General features: G+C 64.6%; 16 protein-coding genes. 10 read left to right on the forward strand and 6 right to left on the reverse strand.

Features of this window, described 5'->3' with window-relative positions; all coding sequences use genetic code 11:
• Nucleotides 1-20 precede the first annotated feature (20 nt).
• Together NTH_RS15820 and NTH_RS15825 are read left to right on the forward strand one after the other, a co-directional pair.
• Nucleotides 21-1958, forward strand: a complete 1938-nt coding sequence (locus tag NTH_RS15820) for a TRAP transporter fused permease subunit (protein ID WP_338530914.1) — start codon at nucleotides 21-23, stop codon at nucleotides 1956-1958.
• Nucleotides 1958-2842, forward strand: coding sequence for an amidohydrolase family protein (locus NTH_RS15825; RefSeq protein ID WP_338530915.1), 885 nt, complete (start codon nucleotides 1958-1960; stop codon nucleotides 2840-2842). The genes NTH_RS15820 and NTH_RS15825 overlap by 1 nt, the downstream gene beginning before the upstream one ends.
• 83 nt (nucleotides 2843-2925) lie before the next feature.
• On the opposite strand, the gene NTH_RS15830 is transcribed toward NTH_RS15825, so the two are convergent.
• The gene (locus NTH_RS15830) at nucleotides 2926-3150 is read right to left on the reverse strand and encodes a hypothetical protein (RefSeq protein WP_338530916.1); all 225 of its coding nucleotides are present in this window, start codon (nucleotides 3148-3150) and stop codon (nucleotides 2926-2928) included.
• A gap of 323 nt (nucleotides 3151-3473) precedes the next feature.
• Between NTH_RS15830 and NTH_RS15835 the strand changes: the two genes are divergently transcribed.
• Both NTH_RS15835 and NTH_RS15840 read left to right on the forward strand, forming a co-directional pair.
• The gene (locus NTH_RS15835) at nucleotides 3474-4052 is read left to right on the forward strand and encodes an HPF/RaiA family ribosome-associated protein (RefSeq protein WP_338530917.1); all 579 of its coding nucleotides are present in this window, start codon (nucleotides 3474-3476) and stop codon (nucleotides 4050-4052) included.
• Nucleotides 4053-4129: 77 nt separating this feature from the next.
• Nucleotides 4130-5095, forward strand: a complete 966-nt coding sequence (locus NTH_RS15840) for a CAP domain-containing protein (protein ID WP_338530918.1) — start codon at nucleotides 4130-4132, stop codon at nucleotides 5093-5095.
• 7 nt (nucleotides 5096-5102) lie between these two features.
• Here NTH_RS15840 and NTH_RS15845 read toward each other — a convergent pair whose 3' ends face one another.
• From NTH_RS15845 to NTH_RS15860, 4 genes are read right to left on the reverse strand one after another with little or no spacing between them, the layout of a single operon-like run.
• Nucleotides 5103-5576, reverse strand: coding sequence for a DUF2269 family protein (locus NTH_RS15845; RefSeq protein ID WP_338530919.1), 474 nt, complete (start codon nucleotides 5574-5576; stop codon nucleotides 5103-5105).
• Nucleotides 5576-6865: an SDR family oxidoreductase gene (locus NTH_RS15850; RefSeq protein ID WP_338530920.1), complete on the reverse strand. Its 1290-nt coding sequence runs from the start codon at nucleotides 6863-6865 to the stop codon at nucleotides 5576-5578. Before NTH_RS15850 ends, NTH_RS15845 begins: the two co-directional genes overlap by 1 nt.
• The gene (locus tag NTH_RS15855; protein ID WP_338530921.1) at nucleotides 6862-8388 is read right to left on the reverse strand and encodes an FAD-dependent oxidoreductase; all 1527 of its coding nucleotides are present in this window, start codon (nucleotides 8386-8388) and stop codon (nucleotides 6862-6864) included. Before NTH_RS15855 ends, NTH_RS15850 begins: the two co-directional genes overlap by 4 nt.
• Entirely contained in the window at nucleotides 8381-8869 is a 489-nt protein-coding gene (locus NTH_RS15860) for a hypothetical protein (protein ID WP_338530922.1), read from the reverse strand. The genes NTH_RS15855 and NTH_RS15860 overlap by 8 nt, the downstream gene beginning before the upstream one ends.
• A gap of 244 nt (nucleotides 8870-9113) precedes the next feature.
• Here NTH_RS15860 and NTH_RS15865 point away from each other — a divergent pair, with 244 nt between their 5' ends.
• The 6 genes from NTH_RS15865 to NTH_RS15890 all read left to right on the forward strand — a co-directional run bounded on the left by NTH_RS15865 (nucleotide 9114) and on the right by NTH_RS15890 (nucleotide 16034).
• Nucleotides 9114-10043, forward strand: a complete 930-nt coding sequence (locus NTH_RS15865) for an ArsR/SmtB family transcription factor (RefSeq protein WP_338530923.1) — start codon at nucleotides 9114-9116, stop codon at nucleotides 10041-10043.
• 273 nt (nucleotides 10044-10316) lie between these two features.
• Nucleotides 10317-11828, forward strand: a complete 1512-nt coding sequence (locus NTH_RS15870; protein ID WP_338530924.1) for an alpha-N-arabinofuranosidase — start codon at nucleotides 10317-10319, stop codon at nucleotides 11826-11828.
• 2 nt (nucleotides 11829-11830) lie between these two features.
• The gene (locus NTH_RS15875; RefSeq protein ID WP_338530925.1) at nucleotides 11831-12910 is read left to right on the forward strand and encodes an ABC transporter ATP-binding protein; all 1080 of its coding nucleotides are present in this window, start codon (nucleotides 11831-11833) and stop codon (nucleotides 12908-12910) included.
• Between the two features lie 75 nt (nucleotides 12911-12985).
• Nucleotides 12986-14254: an extracellular solute-binding protein gene (locus tag NTH_RS15880; RefSeq protein WP_338530926.1), complete on the forward strand. Its 1269-nt coding sequence runs from the start codon at nucleotides 12986-12988 to the stop codon at nucleotides 14252-14254.
• Nucleotides 14255-14328: 74 nt separating this feature from the next.
• Nucleotides 14329-15207: a carbohydrate ABC transporter permease gene (locus NTH_RS15885; RefSeq protein WP_338531936.1), complete on the forward strand. Its 879-nt coding sequence runs from the start codon at nucleotides 14329-14331 to the stop codon at nucleotides 15205-15207.
• Nucleotides 15204-16034, forward strand: a complete 831-nt coding sequence (locus NTH_RS15890) for a carbohydrate ABC transporter permease (protein ID WP_338530927.1) — start codon at nucleotides 15204-15206, stop codon at nucleotides 16032-16034. The genes NTH_RS15885 and NTH_RS15890 overlap by 4 nt, the downstream gene beginning before the upstream one ends.
• 32 nt (nucleotides 16035-16066) lie before the next feature.
• Here the strand turns inward: NTH_RS15890 and NTH_RS15895 are convergent, their stop codons facing one another.
• Entirely contained in the window at nucleotides 16067-16546 is a 480-nt protein-coding gene (locus NTH_RS15895; protein ID WP_338530928.1) for a hypothetical protein, read from the reverse strand.
• Nucleotides 16547-16645: the final 99 nt, after the last annotated feature.

A 16645-nucleotide genomic window follows, 5' to 3' on the forward strand; every position in this document is an offset into this window, starting at 1 on the left:
TGAAGGACCGGATGACGGCCATGTTGGATAAGCTGCGGCTCGACCGCCTGACGAAACGCGCCAAGGGAGAAGCGGTCACCGTTTCGCTTCTCTTCACCCTGCTGGCGGTCGCGATCACTTTGCTCGTCCTTTATGGCGCCTATTTCGGGCTCATCACCGCGCTCATCCTGCGCTCGCAGTTCTTCTCGCTCGTCTCCTGCGCGGGGCTGCTTTATATCGGCCTCAATGCACGGTCTGGCTCGGTGCGGCTGCTGTGCTACGCGCTGGCTCCCGTGGCGCTGGTGCCCGGCTATCATCTGTGGGCCTCCTATCTCGACATCATCATGCGCGGCGCCATGGCGACGCCGCCGGACCTTTTCATCTTCGTCGGGCTGATGGCGGTGGTGCTGGTCCTGGCGCGCCTCGCGGTCGGCTGGGCACTGGTGGTGCTGGTCGTCCTCGCGCTGGCTTATGCATGGTTCGGCGACCTCATCCCCGGCCGGTACGGCCATGGCGGCTACGACTTGCGCAGGCTGGCCTCGACGCTGATGCTTTCGACCGAAGGCGTCTATGGCCTGCCGATGGGCGTGGCCGTGGAATACATCTTTCTCTTCGCCCTGCTCGGCACCTTGCTGATGAAGGTCGGCACCGGCGAAGTGTTCGTGGACATCGCCCGCGGCCTGACCGGGCGCATGCAGGGCGGGCCGGGGCTTTCGGCCGCGCTGTCGAGCGCCATGCTCGGCACGATCAACGGCAGCGCCGTCGCCAATGTCGTGACGACCGGCACCTTCACGATCCCGCTGATGAAGCGGGTGGGCTATTCCGCCAACCTTGCCGGCGCCATTGAGGCGGCGGCCTCTTCGGCCGGGCAGATCCTGCCGCCGGTGATGGGCGCCGCGGCGTTTCTCATGGCCGAGATCATCGGCGTTCCCTACGCGCAGATCGCTCTTGCGGCTCTCGTTCCGGGTCTCCTTTACGTGCTGGCGCTGATGGTTGCCGTACGGCTGGAGGCCGGCCGGCTCGGCCTCGAGCGCGACACCGAGGCCGGCTGGGCCTTGCTGCGGCAGACGCTGCTGCGGCGCGGCTACCTGCTTCTGCCCCTGATCGGCCTGATCGGCTTCCTCATTGCCGGCTACACGCCGACGCGGGCGGCCGTGATGTCCATCCTCATGGCGCTTCTGATTTCGCCGTGGTCGAGGCAAACCCGCGTCGGGCCGGTGGATCTTGCCATCGTGTGCCGCGACACGCTCCTCTCCACCATGCCCATCGTCGCGGCCGTCGCCGCCGCCGGCGCGGTCATCGGCGTGCTCAATCTCACCGGCATGGGTCTCATGCTCTCCGGCCTGATCGTGAATATCGGCGGGCAGAACATGTGGGCGATCCTGCTTCTGACGGCACTGGTTTCCTTCGTGCTCGGCATGGGGCTGCCGACCTCGGCGGCCTATCTGCTGCTCGCCGTCCTCGTCGCGCCCGCCCTGACCCGGCTCGGCGTTCCGCCGATCGTTGCGCACATGTTCATCTTTTACTACGGGCTTGCCTCGGCGATCACGCCGCCTGTCGCGCTGGCGGCCTATGCCGCCGCCAGCATTTCCGGCGGCGATGCTAACAGGACGGCGGTCGAGGCGGTAAGGCTGGGCTTCGTAAAGCTCCTCGTGCCGTTCCTGTTTGCCACCATGCCCGGCCTGCTGATGCTCGGCACCGGCCTTGAGATCGCGTTCTCCATCGTCTTGGCGACGATCGGGACCGTCGGTTTGACGATCGCTTTCGCAGGGTGGCTGGGTAGGCCCATGACCCGTACCGAGCGCGCGGCGGTGGCGGTTGCATCCCTCTTGGTCGTCTGGCCGCAGGCGGTGACCGCCGTCGATCCGGTCACCATCGTTGCGCGGGCGGCCGGCCTGGCCGGAATGGCTCTCCTCCTTTACCGCGTCATGCTGGGGCAAGGTCCAGCCGCCGCGCCCTATGACAGCAAGGCCTCCTGATGCTTTCCGAAAATCGTCCCTTCCATCCCGCGCCCAGCAAGCCGAAGATCACGCTGCCTTCGGGGGCCTGTGACGCGCATTGTCATGTGTTCGGACCGGCCCATGCCTTCCCGTTCGCGCCCGAACGGACCTACACGCCGGCCGACGCACCGAAGGAGATGCTGTTCGCCCTGCACGACATGCTAGGCATAGAGCGCTCGGTTCTCGTCCAGGCGAGCTGCCACGGCACCGACAACAGCGCCATGCTCGATGCGATTGCCGCGAGCCAGGGCCGGTGTCGGGGCGTCGCCATGGTCGACCGCACCGTTTCGGACGAAGAGCTCGAAAGGCTGCACGAAGGCGGCGTGCGCGGCGTCCGGTTCAACTTCGTTTCGCATCTGGGCAAGGACGCCGACATCGGCGCGCTGCGCCTCATTGCCGCAAGGATCGCGCCGCTCGGCTGGCACGCCGTGGTTCACTTCGATGCCAACAGGCTCAAGGCGCTCGCCCCGGTCCTGAAGAGCCTCGACCTGACCATGGTGATCGACCATATGGGGCGTGTCGACGCCAGCCAGGGCCTTGAGCAGGCGGCTTTCGGCATGTTGCTCGACCTGATGGAAGACGAGCGCTTCTGGGTCAAGGTTTGCGGCGCCGAGCGCATATCGCGGGCGGGACCGCCTTTCCACGACGCAGTCCCCTTTGCGCGGGCTCTGACGCGCCGCTTTCCCGGCCGCGTGCTGTGGGGCACGGACTGGCCGCATCCCAATATCGGCAAGAACATGCCCGACGACGGGATGCTCGTCGATCTCCTCGCCGAGATAGCGCCTGATCCACCGGTCCTTCGCATGCTGCTCGTCGACAATCCGACGCGGCTCTATTGGCCGGAAACCACGGCGCCGGCCTAAGAGCAATTCCAGGAAAAGTGGAAGCCGGTCTTGCGTCCGCGATTGCGCAGAATCCACCGGTTGGATTCAGTTCAGCGTTTGCGTCAAACGGTCAACTGATCCAGGACCGGCCGTCTTGCCGAATCGGCGGCGGCCGCCGCATGCCGTGGTGGCTCGTCGTCCTCGTCCGGGTTGGGCACGGGCGTCTCGTCCGGCAGGCGGTCGGGATCGGGCTCGCGCACCGGCTCGGGTTCGGGCAGTCCGTCGGGCGGCGGAACCGGTGGCGGCGTCGGTTCGGGAATAGGTGTCGGCCGCGGGGGCGTGGGCATTGCCTCCTCCATTCCTGTCGCTGCGCGGGGGCCGCAGCGGGCTCATCGTCGGCGACCCCCGCGGATGCCGAAAACGAAGGTCGCGAACAAGGACGCAGAACTCCCTTCGTGAACGCTTCCTTCAGTTGGCGCCTCGGCGTTCTGGGCAATACGCTACCCTCACGCAGGGGTCGCCGCTCCCCGAGCGTGCTCCCCTCGTCCCTAAACGCATGCCGCTTCGGCAAGTTCCGGTGACCGCACCGCGGGAACATGTCTTCCTTGCGGCCGTTGGACGGCTGATCGGCGGGCTTTGCCGCCTATAGCCATTACGTATGAGGACAAGCATGGAAATTCCCCTGCAGATCGCTTTCCACAAGGCCGAAAAATCCGATTGGGCGGAGGCGGAGATCCGCGCGCGGGTTGAAAAGCTGCAAGAATATTACGGCCGCATCATTGGTTGCCGGGTGACCGTGGACCAGCGGGCGCAGAACGTCGAGGGCACGATGCCTCCGGTCGTGCGTATCGAGATAAGCCTGCCGGGCGCGCCGCCGCTCGTCGTGGCTTATGAGCCCGACCGCCTGCAAAAGCGGTTTCAGAACCCCGACCTCGGCAACGCGATCAACGATGCCTTCGAGATCGCAGAACGTCAGCTCGCGCGGGTGAAGGAGGCGCGCGAGGACCGTGACAAGGGCGAGCCTCACGATTCGCAGAAGCAGTTCCTGGGGCAGGTGGCGCAGATTTACCCGAACGAAGACCACGGCTTCCTCATAACCAAGGAAGGCGGCACCCTCTATTTCCACCGGAACGCCATGCTGCAGGGCGACTTCGACAAGCTCAGGGTTGGCGACGAAGTTCATTATGTGGAGGAGATCGGCGATACCGGTCCGTTGGCCACCAAGGTGCGCGTGGCCTCCGCGCGATAGAGCCATTCCAGGCAAAGTGGATGCCGACGCCAGCCGCAGGCTGCGCTGCCGGCGTCCACCCGAGGAAGGAGTACGGCATGCGCTTTGAAAAGGCCTCGGCCGCCCTGTCCATCCTGCTCTTGCTGCTGCATCTGACCGGCAGCCGGACAGCCGCCGCCCAATCCGCGGATGTGGAGACGGGGCCGCTGGACGCACTGCGGGAGCAGGCGCTTTCGCTGGTGAACGATGCGCGCGATAAACGAGGCCTGGAGCTGCTCGAACTGGCGGAGCCGCTCAACGAGGCCGCCCAGGCTCATGCGGAAGACATGCTCGCGCGCGATTACTACAGCCACGTCTCGCCCGAAGGCGAGGACGTCCAGGACCGCTATATCGAACATGGCGGAAGCCGCTGGCGCTTCGTTGCCGAGAACATCGCGACCTGCGGCGGGTGCCCCGTGCCGCCGACCGCCTCGCGGGTGGACAGCTTCCATGAAGGCTGGATGGACAGCCCGGAGCACCGCCAGAATATCCTCGCCCCTGGTCTCGATACGTTCGGCTTCGGAATAGCCGCCAGCGGGGAGCGCGCCTACGCCGTCCAGACCTTTGCCGGCCCCGGCACGTCGCCCGGCGGCCAGGCCGCAGGGGAACCGACGCCGCTCTCGCCCGAGGCCCAGCTGCGCGAGGCCCTGGATGCCGTCAACGGCAGGCGCGAGGAGGAGGGCTTGCCGCCGCTGGAGCCGAGCGACGCGCTGACGACGGTGGCAAGCAGGGCACTTGCCGGCGGCTCAGGCGATCGGTTGATCGACCCTTCGGCCGATCTTTTCAGCTTCCTGCCAGGGGACCGGGCGGATTGGCGCATGCTCAACGCCATGGCGGGCGCCTGCGGCGGCTGCGGGACCAAGCCGACCGCCGCCGATGTGGGGCATTTCACCGGCAACTGGCTCTCGAATGCGCAATACCGCCGGACCCTTCTGTCCGGGGATGTGACACATCTGGGCTTTGCCATGAATGCGAGCGGCGAGGGCCGCAAGACCGCCGTGGCGGTGGTCGGGACACGCCGCTGAGCCATGGCTACCAGATCTCGGGCGGCCGCAGGATCATGAGCCAGAAGATGGCGAGCACCGCGGCAAAGGCTGGAAAGCCGAACAGAAACCAGGTCTTGAACAGACGGTGATAGCGCGCCGGCAGCGGCGCGCCTTCTTCCACCGCCGCGATTGCCAGATCGCGCATCTCCATCTGCATCCGCACCACCGGAAGCCAGAATGCTCCGGTGAGGACGTAGAGCAGGGTCGAAAGCACGATCCAGTGCTGCGACAACGGATAGCCGAGATACAAGGCGAGTGCGACGCCGGTGATCGGCTGCGCCACGACCGCGGTCGCCGTGAACAGGAAATCCGCTGTGACCACGATCCGCGCAACCCCCGCTATGACGACGGGATTGCCTGTTCGATGGGCCAGCAGCATGAAAAAGGCGATGCCCGCGCCGGTCCCCAGCAGAACCGAGCCGCCTATGATGTGCAGGTATTTGAGCGTGAAATAGAGCATCAGCGCTCATCCAGGATGGCGAGTGCCACGAAGTGCGTGGCAAGGATCGGCCAGATCTTCAGCAGCGGGCCGAGCGGTTCGTTCCAGAGCTCCGGCAGGAGCAGCGTGCCGGCGACGATGTAAAAGCACGAAAGGCCGATCGCCGACCACAGACCGTACCACGCGGTCGGGCGCCAGGCGATGGCAAGGCCGACGAGTATGTCGGCGACAGCGCCGGCGACCACGCCCGGCGCTGCGAGAATGCCGGTGCGCGCCTTTACCATCAGCTCTACCCCACTGGGAAACCCGGTGGTGAGCGAGATGATGCCGGTTGCCAGCCAGAACGTGACCAGGATTACGAAGATGACCGGCTTGAGGAAATACAGCTTGGCGAACCAGCGCTCCTGTACGGTCACCGGTCGCATGGCGAGCGTGGCGGCCAGGCTCTTCGGCTTGATTCCCGTTATCTTGGACCATTGTGTCGGGTCGCCGACCGCACCATGCACGATTTCCCGCCGCGCCGTGCTGCGCATCGGGGGCCGCCAGCCGAGACCGCCGATGAAATCGCCGAGCCGGTAAAGCGCGGCGGCCGCCCAGCGGGGCAGTTGCAGGCGGCGTGCCGGCTTCCAGCCGAGCCATGCCCGGTGCTGCGCCACGACGTCGCTCATCGACAGCCGCTCGGGTCCGGCGAGTTCGAGCGCCACGCGGGCGGGCGCGTCGGGCTCTATGAAGAACGCCACGGTATCGACCACATCTTCGAGCGCCACCACCTGCAGCGGGCCCGTATCGCTCATCTGCGGCATGATGGGCAGCGCCGCCAATCCGCGAAATAGCGCGCTGGCGCCAAAAACCGGCCGCCCCAACACCACCGAAGGGCGCAGGATCACCCAGTCGAGCGGAAGCGCCGTCAGTGCCTCGTCGCCCTGCAGCTTGGTCGCCGAGAAGGCGGACGCCTGATGCCGGTCGACGCCTATCGCGGAGAAATGCACGACGCGGCGCGCCCCCGCCTCCACGCAAGCCTGAAACAGCGCCGAGGCGCCAAGGGCGTGTGCCGCCGAAGTATTCTCGCGCGGATTGTCCTGCAGAACGCCGACGCAGTTTACCACCGCGTCCACGCCGTGGAGGTGCGGCAGCCATTCGGCGGGCCCCGTGGCCTCGGCGAAATCCACCCTTATCCATCGCGCGACCGCGCCCCCCGCTACGGCCTGCGGGCCGCGCGACGTGCCGATCACCTTGTGGCCGTCGGCGGCAAGCCGCGCACAGACGGCCGATCCGATGAGACCGGTCGCGCCCGTGACCAGCACATTCATGGCGCGCGTTCTCCCTTCGGCCCGACGCGCCTCGGCTCCAGCGGCGAGGCCGCCGGTCCGGCAAGAACCCTGCCGTTTTCGTCAAAGCGCGATCCATGGCAGGGGCAGTCCCATGTCCGGTCGACGGCGTTCCAGTCGACGATGCAGCCCATATGCGTGCATTTGGCTGACAAGCCATGCGGCTGCCCGTCGGCCGTGCGGCGGAATGCCACCTGCTTCCCGTCGATGGACACGATGCCCGCGCCGCCGGGCGCAATGTCCTCGGGTTTCCCGCTCTTGGCGCCCATCAGCCTGTCGGAAACCATATGCGCGCCGGCCCTGGCGTTCTCGCTGAGGAAGGTGGAGCCGCCGACCAGCGGCTTGACGCGCCTTGCCTCGAACAGCGCCGCCGCTTCATGCTCCTGGCCGAGGATCCTTGCGGCAAGGATCTCACCCGCAACCGCTCCCTGCGTGATGCCCCAGGCCGCAAAACCCGTCGCGACGAGGAGATTAGGCTTGGAGGACGTCGCCGGTCCGATGAAGGCGGCGCCGTCCATCGATCGGAAATCCTCGTTTGTCCAAAGGTGGGTGGGCTGCTCGATGCGGAAGTGCTCGCGCAGGAACCGCAACAGGTCTTCGATCACTCCGGCCTGTTCGTCCGGATGCGCCGGCTTGTACTCGCCGCCGGCAGCGACGAGATAGACCTGATCATCACGCTGCGCCGTCCGAAACGAATGAGACGGGCTGCCGGCACTGATGAAGACGCCGTCGACCGGGATGCCCTCCGGCAGGGGCGCGGCCGCAACCGGATGCGCGAATGGAAAGGCCTTCGCGAAGAACATGCCGTCATTGACGATGGGCATCTGCGTGGCGACCACCACATGGCCGGCGGTAATCGTGTGCCCGTTGGACGCAAGCCGGTAAGGCTCGCCATCCTCGATGGAAGTGACACGGCTTTGCTCGAACAGCTTGACGTCGGGCGAAAGCAGACCGGCAAGCCCGCCGAGATAGGCGGCCGGGTCGAACTGCGCCTGATTTTTGAACTTGAGGAGGCTCGTCACCTGAAGCGGCAGGCCTGCCGCATGTTCCATGCTGGCGGGCAGGCCGAGCGAAGCCGCGGCTTCGGCCTCCTCCTGAAGCCTGTCGGCTTCGTCGTCGTTGCATGCGTAGACGAAAGCGTCGCGCCGCTGAAAACCGGCACCGCCGTCCAGCTCCGCGCAAAGCCGGGCTATGTTCTCGATCGCCTTCTGGTTGGCATCGGCATAGACCCGGGCGTATTCGTCCCCGAAATCCCGCTTCAACTGGCCGTAACGCAAACCGTGCTGGGAAGTCACCTTGGCGGTCGACCGGCCGGTTGCCTGCCGCCCGAAACGCCGCGCTTCGAAGACCGCCACGCGAAGGCCGCTCGCCCGCAGATTCAGCGCGCAGTGCAGCCCGACGATGCCGCCGCCCACGATCGCCACATCGACCCTCATGTCCTCGCCGACGGCCGCGAATGCGGGCACCGCCGCACCGTCCAGCCAGAATGGGGTTGCTTCAACCATCTTTCGCCTCCTGTGGTTCGGCATCGAGGGATCTGCCGGGTCCAAATCCGCCTTCGGCCGCTTTGTTCAATTCGTCCAGCGCCACCGAAAGGACTGTGCCCCAGACCACGTGAACGAGCAGCATGAGGGCGTTGCGCCGGCCCGGGTGGTCATCCGCCGGGGCGAGAATGCGGCCCGCCGGCACCCAGCCCAGATAGCTGACTGCCCACACCGCCGGCCCGTAGACGAATCCGGCCGGGCGTGGGCGCGGGAGGCAGCCATAGACCGCCCCCGCCAGCGCTCCGAAGCCGAAATGGGCGAGGATGGCGGCGGTGGTGGCAGACCTGGCGTCAGGCGCCGGCAGCGTCCGTGACGTGATCTCCCGTGGGGGCAGGGGATATCGCTGGTCGGCCGGAAGCGCCCTGTGGAGGCGCCGCATGGCTGCGGTCATCGCCATCGTTGCGCAGGTGCCGGCAAGTGCGCCGAAAAGCGCCCTACGCATTCGCACCGCCCCGGCCGCTCCCGCTGTCGGCAGCCCCGCCTGCGCTGCAACGGCACCTGCGCAAGCGGCAAGACGCCGGAAACCCAGATCGCATGATGGTTCTCCCTGATACTCATGGCGCCGAACCGCCTCGGGCAGCCGTTGTTCCGCAGCCGCCTGCCGCCCCGGATTTTTCGCGGCAGGGCTGTCAACATCAGAAAAGCTGATATAAAGGTCGGGCGAAACGAGTCGCGCCGGAGCCGTCATGAGCCAGAATTTCCTCGTCCTCGACCCGCAGCAGGACTACGACGTCGTCAGAGGCCTGGCTTCCGCGGCGCGGGTGAGCATCCTCAAGCTGCTCACCGACCGGGGCGGCATGAATGTCAACGAGATCGCGAAGGTTCTGGAGCTTCCCCAGTCCTCCGTGTCGTCGAACATACAGATCCTGGAGGATGCCGGCCTCATCCGCAGCGAGACGCAGCGCGCCAAGAAGGGCAGCCAGAAGATATGCTTCGCGCGCTACGACGAAATCCTGCTCATCTTCAAGAAGGAGCAGAAGACGCTCAACGCCAACGACATACAGGTTTCCATGCCGCTGGGGCTCTACACCAATTGTTCGGTGACGGCGCCTTGCGGGATCTGCTCGCCCGAGGGGATTATCGGATATCTGGATGTGCCGGACACGTTTCTCGATCCGGATCGGATGAAGGCCGCGCTTCTCTGGTTTACCAGCGGCTTCGTGGAGTACCAGTTCCCCAACAATGCGAAGCTCAACGGCTCCGAGATTGAGAGCGTGGAGTTTTCGATGGAGCTGAGCTCGGAAGTGCCGGGCACGCATGCCGATTGGCCCTCCGACATTACCCTTTCCGTCAACGGAACCGAGCTCGGCAGTTGGACCTCGCCGGGCGATTTCGGCGACAAACGCGGCGTCTACACGCCGGCCTGGTGGAAGTTGGCCGGCTCGCAATACGGCATGCTCAAGAGCTGGACCGTCAGCAATGAGGGCACCTTCGTCGATGGCGTCAAGATATCCAACGTCAATCTGAGCCAGCTGGAGCTCGAAGCGCACCGGTCCATCCGGCTCAGGATCGAGGTCAAGCCCGATGCCCGGTATCCCGGCGGGGTCAACATCTTCGGCCGCGGCTTCGGCAATTACAATCAGGACATCGTTCTGCGCTTGCGCACCAAGCGGTGAGGGCGCGCCGGACCGTTTGGGTATGCCGTTTTGCTGCCAGGCGGGACCGTCTGATCCTCCGTTAGAGCATGATCGCGAAAAGCGGATGCCGGTTTCCGCAAAAGATCATGCTCCGGCAGGGGGACAGGTCGCGATGACGATTCAGGCAAGCGTCTTCGTGAACATAATGCGGGAAAGGACGCACTGGGGCGGTTGACGCATTCGTTGGATTCGGCCATTGATACCATGAATACGGATTTGTATCGTAAAACATGATTTCAAAAGGACTGCGGAATGAAGGCTCGTGCTTCGCTACATCGCGATTTCCTGATCGGCGAGATCGACGACCGGCTCTACTCGGCCTTCATCGAGCATATGGGGCGCGCGATCTACAGCGGCATCTACGAGCCGGGTCACCCGGAGGCCGATGAGAACGGGTTCCGCCGGGACGTGCTCGCGCTGGTGCGGGATCTGAAGATACCGGCCATCCGCTATCCCGGCGGCAATTTCGTCTCCGCCTACAACTGGGAGGACGGCGTCGGCCCGAAGGACCAGCGGCCGGTCAGGCTCGACCTGGCCTGGCGCTCCAAGGAGACGAATCATGTCGGCATCAACGAGTTCGGAACCTGGGCAAAGGATGCGGGCATCGAGATGATGCTGGCCGTCAATCTCGGCTCCCGCGGCCTCGAGTCCGCCCGCAATTTCGTCGAATATGTCAACCATCCCTCGGGCAGCTACTGGTCCGACCTGCGCCGCAGCCACGGCGTCGAACAGCCCTATGGCGTGAAGATGTGGTGCCTCGGCAACGAGATGGACGGCCCCTGGCAGATCGGCCACAAGGAGGCCAAGGAATATGGCCGCCTCGCCGACGAGACGGCCAAGGCCCTGCGCGGCCTCACGCCGGATGCCGAACTCGTCGTCTGCGGCTCATCCAACGACACGATGCCGACCTACCCGGAATGGGAGCGCGTCGTCCTCGAAGAGTGCTACGAGAATGTCGACTACATCTCGCTGCACAAATATTTCGGCAACAAGAGCAAGGACACGCTCAACTATTTCGGCAAGATCGAGGAGACCGGGCGCTATATCCAGGCGATTGCCGGCGTCATCGATTATGTGAAGGCCAAGAAGCGGGCAAAGAACGACGTCTACATCTGCTTTGACGAGTGGAATGTCTGGTATCACCGCCGGGAGGAAGACAGCAAGCGCGTCAAGTCCTGGGACTGGCCCGAGGCGCCGCAGCTCCTGGAGGAAGACTACAATATCGAGGACGCGCTTTTCGTCGGCGGGCTGCTCAACGAATTCATCCGCCGCAGCGACCGCGTGCGCATCGCCTGCATCGCGCAGCTCGTCAACGTGATTGCGCCGATCCGTGCCGAGCGCGGCGGTCCGGCCTGGAAGCAGACCATCTACTACCCATACCAGTTCGCCTCCCTTTACGGGCGCGGCCGGGCGCTCCGCGTGAGCGTCGACGGGCCGACCTACGACTGCCGGGTCGCGGACGACGTGAACTATCTCGACGTGGCGGCCGTCCACGATGCTGCGGCGGAAACCGTCACGCTGTTCATCCTGAACCGGCATCTCGACGAGGCGCTCGACCTCGACATCGCGCTGACCGGCTTCAAGGAAGCGCGCCTGATCGACCATCAGGTGATCGAGGGGCATGGCCGTCTGCAGGAAACCAATGGCCCCGACGCCCCCGAGCGGGTCGTGCCGCGGCAGGGGGCCGGTCTCGGCGTCGAGGAGGGGGCGCTGCGCGGCTCTGCCGCCCCGCTTTCCTACCATGTGGTCAGGCTGCAGGTGTGAACATGCCGGGCGTCACCCTTACCAATGTGCGAAAATCGTTCGGTTCCATCGAGGTGATCAACAACGTCTCCCTGGAAATCGGCAAGGGTGAGTTCGGCGTCTTCGTCGGCCCCTCGGGCTGCGGCAAGTCCACGCTTCTGCGCATGATCGCCGGCCTCGAGGAGACGACCAGCGGGACGGTGGCGATCGAAGGCCGGGATGTCACGCGGGTGGAGCCGGCGCAGCGCGGCGTCGCCATGGTCTTCCAGTCCTACGCCCTTTACCCGCATCTCAGTGTTTTCGAAAACATGGCCTTCAGCCTCCGCCTGGCGCGCGCCTCCAGGGAAAAGACGCAGACCATGGTGGACGAGGCCGCGCGCGTCCTGCAATTGCAGGACCACCTCCACAAGAAGCCGGCGCAGCTATCGGGCGGGCAGCGACAGCGCGTGGCGATCGGCCGAGCCATCGTGCGCCAGCCCAAGGTGTTCCTCTTCGACGAGCCGCTGTCGAACCTCGACGCGGAACTGCGCGTCCAGATGAGGCTGGAGCTTGCCCGCCTGCACAAGCAGATCGGCGCGACGATGATCTATGTCACGCATGATCAGGTCGAGGCGATGACGCTGGCCGACAAGATCTTCGTTCTCAGGGATGGCGTCATCCAGCAGTCAGGGCGCCCGATGGAACTCTACGACGATCCCGACAACCGCTTCGTCGCGGGGTTCATCGGCTCTCCCGCCATGAATTTTCTCAACGGCTGCGTTGTCCGGCGCAGCGGCGACCGGCTGGTCGTGGCGCTTCGCCAGGCGGCGGACCAGACGATCGAAGCGCGCATGACCGATGAAATGCCGGCCGAGGGAGCCGACGTCGTGATCGGCATCCGCCCGGAGCATCTGAGGCTCGAGGCGGACGGAGTGACGGTCGTCGTCGAAATGGCCGAGGATCTCGGCGGCGTCTCCTATCTTCACACGCGCACCGGCGACGGCACGGAGGTCGTGGTCGAGCGCCGCGGAGCCAGGGAGAACTTGAACGATCGTTCGGTCCGGCTTGGTGCCGATCCCGAGAACGTCCTGGTCTTCGACACGGGAGGTCGCAGACTGCGGTAGGCCCGGGAACCAATACGGAACCGTCGTAGGAAGCCGGCAGCATTCGCCGCCGGCATAGAGCAAAGGGAGGATAAGATGAGACTACTGAAGACGATACTCGCGGCCTCGGTCGCAAGCTTTGTCGCGCTGCCGGCTTTCGCCCAGCAGCAGGTGACATGGTGGGACTTTCTGGCCGGCGGTGACGGCGTGCGGATGAAGGCGCTCATCGAGCGGTTCAACGAGGAGCATCCCGACATCCAGATCAGCGGCACCACGCTCGAATGGGGCGTGCCCTATTATACCAAGGTGCGCACGTCGGTCGCCGTAGGGCAGGGGCCGGACGTCATGACCTACCACCTGTCCAGAATGCCGCTGGGTCTTTCGGAAGACGTGCTGTCGGAGATAACGGACGAGGATCTTAAGGTCGCCGGCCTCTCGCGCGACGATTTCTTCACGCGCGCATTGGAAGCGGCATCCGGCGAGGACGGCAAGCTCTACGCCATCCCCTTCGATATCCACTCGATCATTCTCTACTACAACAAGAGCTATTTCGAAGGATCGGAGTTCCTCGACGAGGAGGGCAACCTGACCGGCATAGACAGCCTCGAAGCCTTCGAGCGCGCGCTGGCACATGCCAAGGATGAAGGGTCCACGGCGCCCGTTTCCTATGCCACCGGCGACGATGGCGGCGTCTACCGCGTGTTCTTCACCCTGCTGAAACAGCAGGGCGGCGACCTTATCAAGGACGGCGAGGTGCTTCCCGGCGACAGCCTGGACAAAGCCGCCAAGGCCATCGAGATCATGACCCGGTGGACGGAGAATGGCTGGCAGCCGGAGCAGGCCGAATACGAGGCTTCGGTCGCGCTCTTCACCTCCGGCAAGGCCGCTTTCCACATGAACGGCGTCTGGGAAGTGCCGACCATGGTGGATATGGCTGACAAGGGCACGCTCGGCTTCGAGTGGGGCGCCGTTCAGATTCCGAAGCTGATGGAGCAGCAGGCGACCTGGGCCGACAGCCATGCCTTCGCCATTCCCGCCCAGGACATGGCGCCCGAAAAGCGCGAGGCCGTGCTGAAGGTGATCGGCTGGATGGAGAAGAACGGCATCGAGTGGGCCGGCGCCGGGCACATCCCGGCCTACAAGCCCGTGGCCGAAAGCCCCGAGTTTGCCGAGATGGAGCCCAACGCCACCTACTCAAAACTGGCCGAAACGGCGGCCTACGATCCGCGCTCGCAGATCGCCGGCGTCGCATCGCCGGTCTACGACGCTGCCATAAATGTCATCTCTCCGGCCATTCACGGCTATCTTGAGCCCATGCAGGCCGCCGAGCAGATCAAGACCGAGCTGCAATCGAAACTGCGCTAGCGGTTTCCTCCCCGGCCGCCGCTCCGCGCAAGCGGGCGGCGGTTGTGCTTTCGGAAAGGTGGTCGTCCGTGGCAATGCTTCACAACCGGCGCAAGCACGTCGCCATCGCCATCAGCCTGGTGGCGCCCTTCGTGCTGACATTCTCGCTGGTCTTCCTGTGGCCGGCGATCCGCGTGGTCGAACTGAGCTTCACCAGCGGACCGCTCATCGGCGCGGGAGAATGGGTCGGCCTGGAAAATTACCGGCGGCTGCTGAGCGACAATCTGTTTTACACATCGCTCAAGAACAACGGATATTTCATACTGCTCACCGTCGTGCCGACGACGGCCCTGGCGCTCGCCATCGCGCTGATGATCAATCGGCTCTCCGGCCGGCTTCAGGCCGCCATGCTGGCGCTCTTCTTCCTGCCCTATATCCTGCCCGTCTCGGTCGTGACCATGATCTGGACCTGGATGCTCGACTTCCAGTTCGGCATCCTGCAGCCCGTCTTTACCTTCTTCACCGGCAAGCCGGTGCCGGTGTTCAAAAATCCCTATTGGGTGATGCCGATGATCGCCGTCGTCACCATCTGGTGGACCAACGGCTTCAACGTGCTTCTCTTCATCGCCGGCCTGAGAAACATACCGCAGGAGCTCTATGAGGCGGCCGCGCTGGACGGAGCGACAGGGCGGCAGCAGTTCCTCCGCCTCACCTGGCCGCTCCTGTGGCCGGTAACGGCGCTCGTGCTGACGCTGCAGCTCATCCTGCAGCTCAAGATCTTCGACCAGGTCTATCTGATGAGCGGCGGTGGGCCGTTCAATTCGTCCTATGTGCTTCTGCTGATGGTCTATCGCGAAGCGTTCCAGCTGAACCATGGAGGCTATGCATCGGCGGTTGCCCTGGTGCTTTTCGTCATCATCATGGCGGTCTCCGTCCTCCAGTTCCAGATACTCAAGATCGGAGGGCGGCGATGATCAGCACGCGCCGGATCGAAAACGGCATCCTGACGGCCACCACGATCGTCGGGGCGCTGCTCTGGATCTTCCCGCTCTACTGGGCGTTCGTCACGTCGATTCGCAGCGAGGAGAGGGTGGTGAGCGAGGAGGCAGGCCTGCTGCCGGACGAGTTCAACCTGTCTTCCTATATCGACGTCATTCTCAACACCCAGCTTCTCAACTGGTACCTGAACTCCATCGTCACGTCCGTCATCATCACCCTCGTGGTCATCGTTTCGGGCATGATGTGCGCCTACGCGATCTCGCAGATGCGCTTTCCCGGGCGCCGGCTTCTATACGGCGTGGTGCTGGCGAGCTTCATGATCCCGTCCCAGGCGCTCGTGGTCACCCAGTTCATCCTCATGAACAGCCTCGGCTTCATCAACACCTGGGCGGGCATCATTTTGCCCCAACTGATCATCCCGGTCGTCATCATCGTCTACAAGCAGTTCTTCGATGCCGTGCCCAAGGAGATGCGGGAAGCGGTGGTGCTGGACGGCGGCGGCGAATACACGCTGCTCTTCCGCATCTATCTCCCGCTCAATTGGGGCATCACCACCGCGCTCGCCATCATCACCTTCATCATGGCCTGGAACCAGTTCCTCTGGCCGTTCCTGGTGGTCACGACCGAAGACATGATGACCATCCCCGTCGGCATCACCCAGGTCAACGATGCTTTCGGCGTCTTCTACGCCAGGCTGATGTCCGTCGCCCTGCTGGGCGCCATGCCCGTCGCACTGGCCTACCTGATCTTCCAGAAGAAGGTGACCGAGGCCGTCATGATCTCGTCGGGCGTGAAGGGCTGATCCATGGCGATACAGGGAAGCCTCATCTTGACCTAATCGTTCTTGTGCTCCACGCGGCTGGAAAGCCACTGATAGATGCCGAGGGCGACCAGCGCGATCATCGCCGAGGTGAACAGCGCCGCCGGATAGATGACTGCCGAAATCTGCTCTCGGCTGGTCTTGAAGATCATCACCAGCGCCTCCAGGCTGGCGGCAATCACGATGATGGTGATGAACTTGGTGATCGAGCGGCGCGACTCCTGGGTGGAGCGCAATTCCCGTTTGCGGAAAAGCTCTTCCTCGGCGATGAAGGTTCCTGCCTCGACGACGGCGAAGCCGATGATCATGAGGCCCACGCCGTCCAATGTCCGGCGGACACGGTCGACGCCCGATATCTCGGTAGACATCATGCCGGTGGCCACTTCCCACACGGCAAAGCCCACCAGAAGAAAAGCCGAAATCAGGAGTGTCACGGTGGCGACCAGAAAATAGGTAAATGCCGCCGTTTCGTACAGTTTCTTCAAAATGGGCATTCAAATCCTCGACGGCTGCCTAAAGCTGGATGCGGAACCTGCGAGGCGCGCTGCGCGGCCGTGGCTGCCCACGGATCGGCCTCGCGGCCCTCGCCCATG

Origin of the sequence: Nitratireductor thuwali (assembly GCF_036621415.1) — a bacterium.
In the GTDB taxonomy this organism is placed as follows: domain Bacteria; phylum Pseudomonadota; class Alphaproteobacteria; order Rhizobiales; family Rhizobiaceae; genus Chelativorans; species Chelativorans thuwali.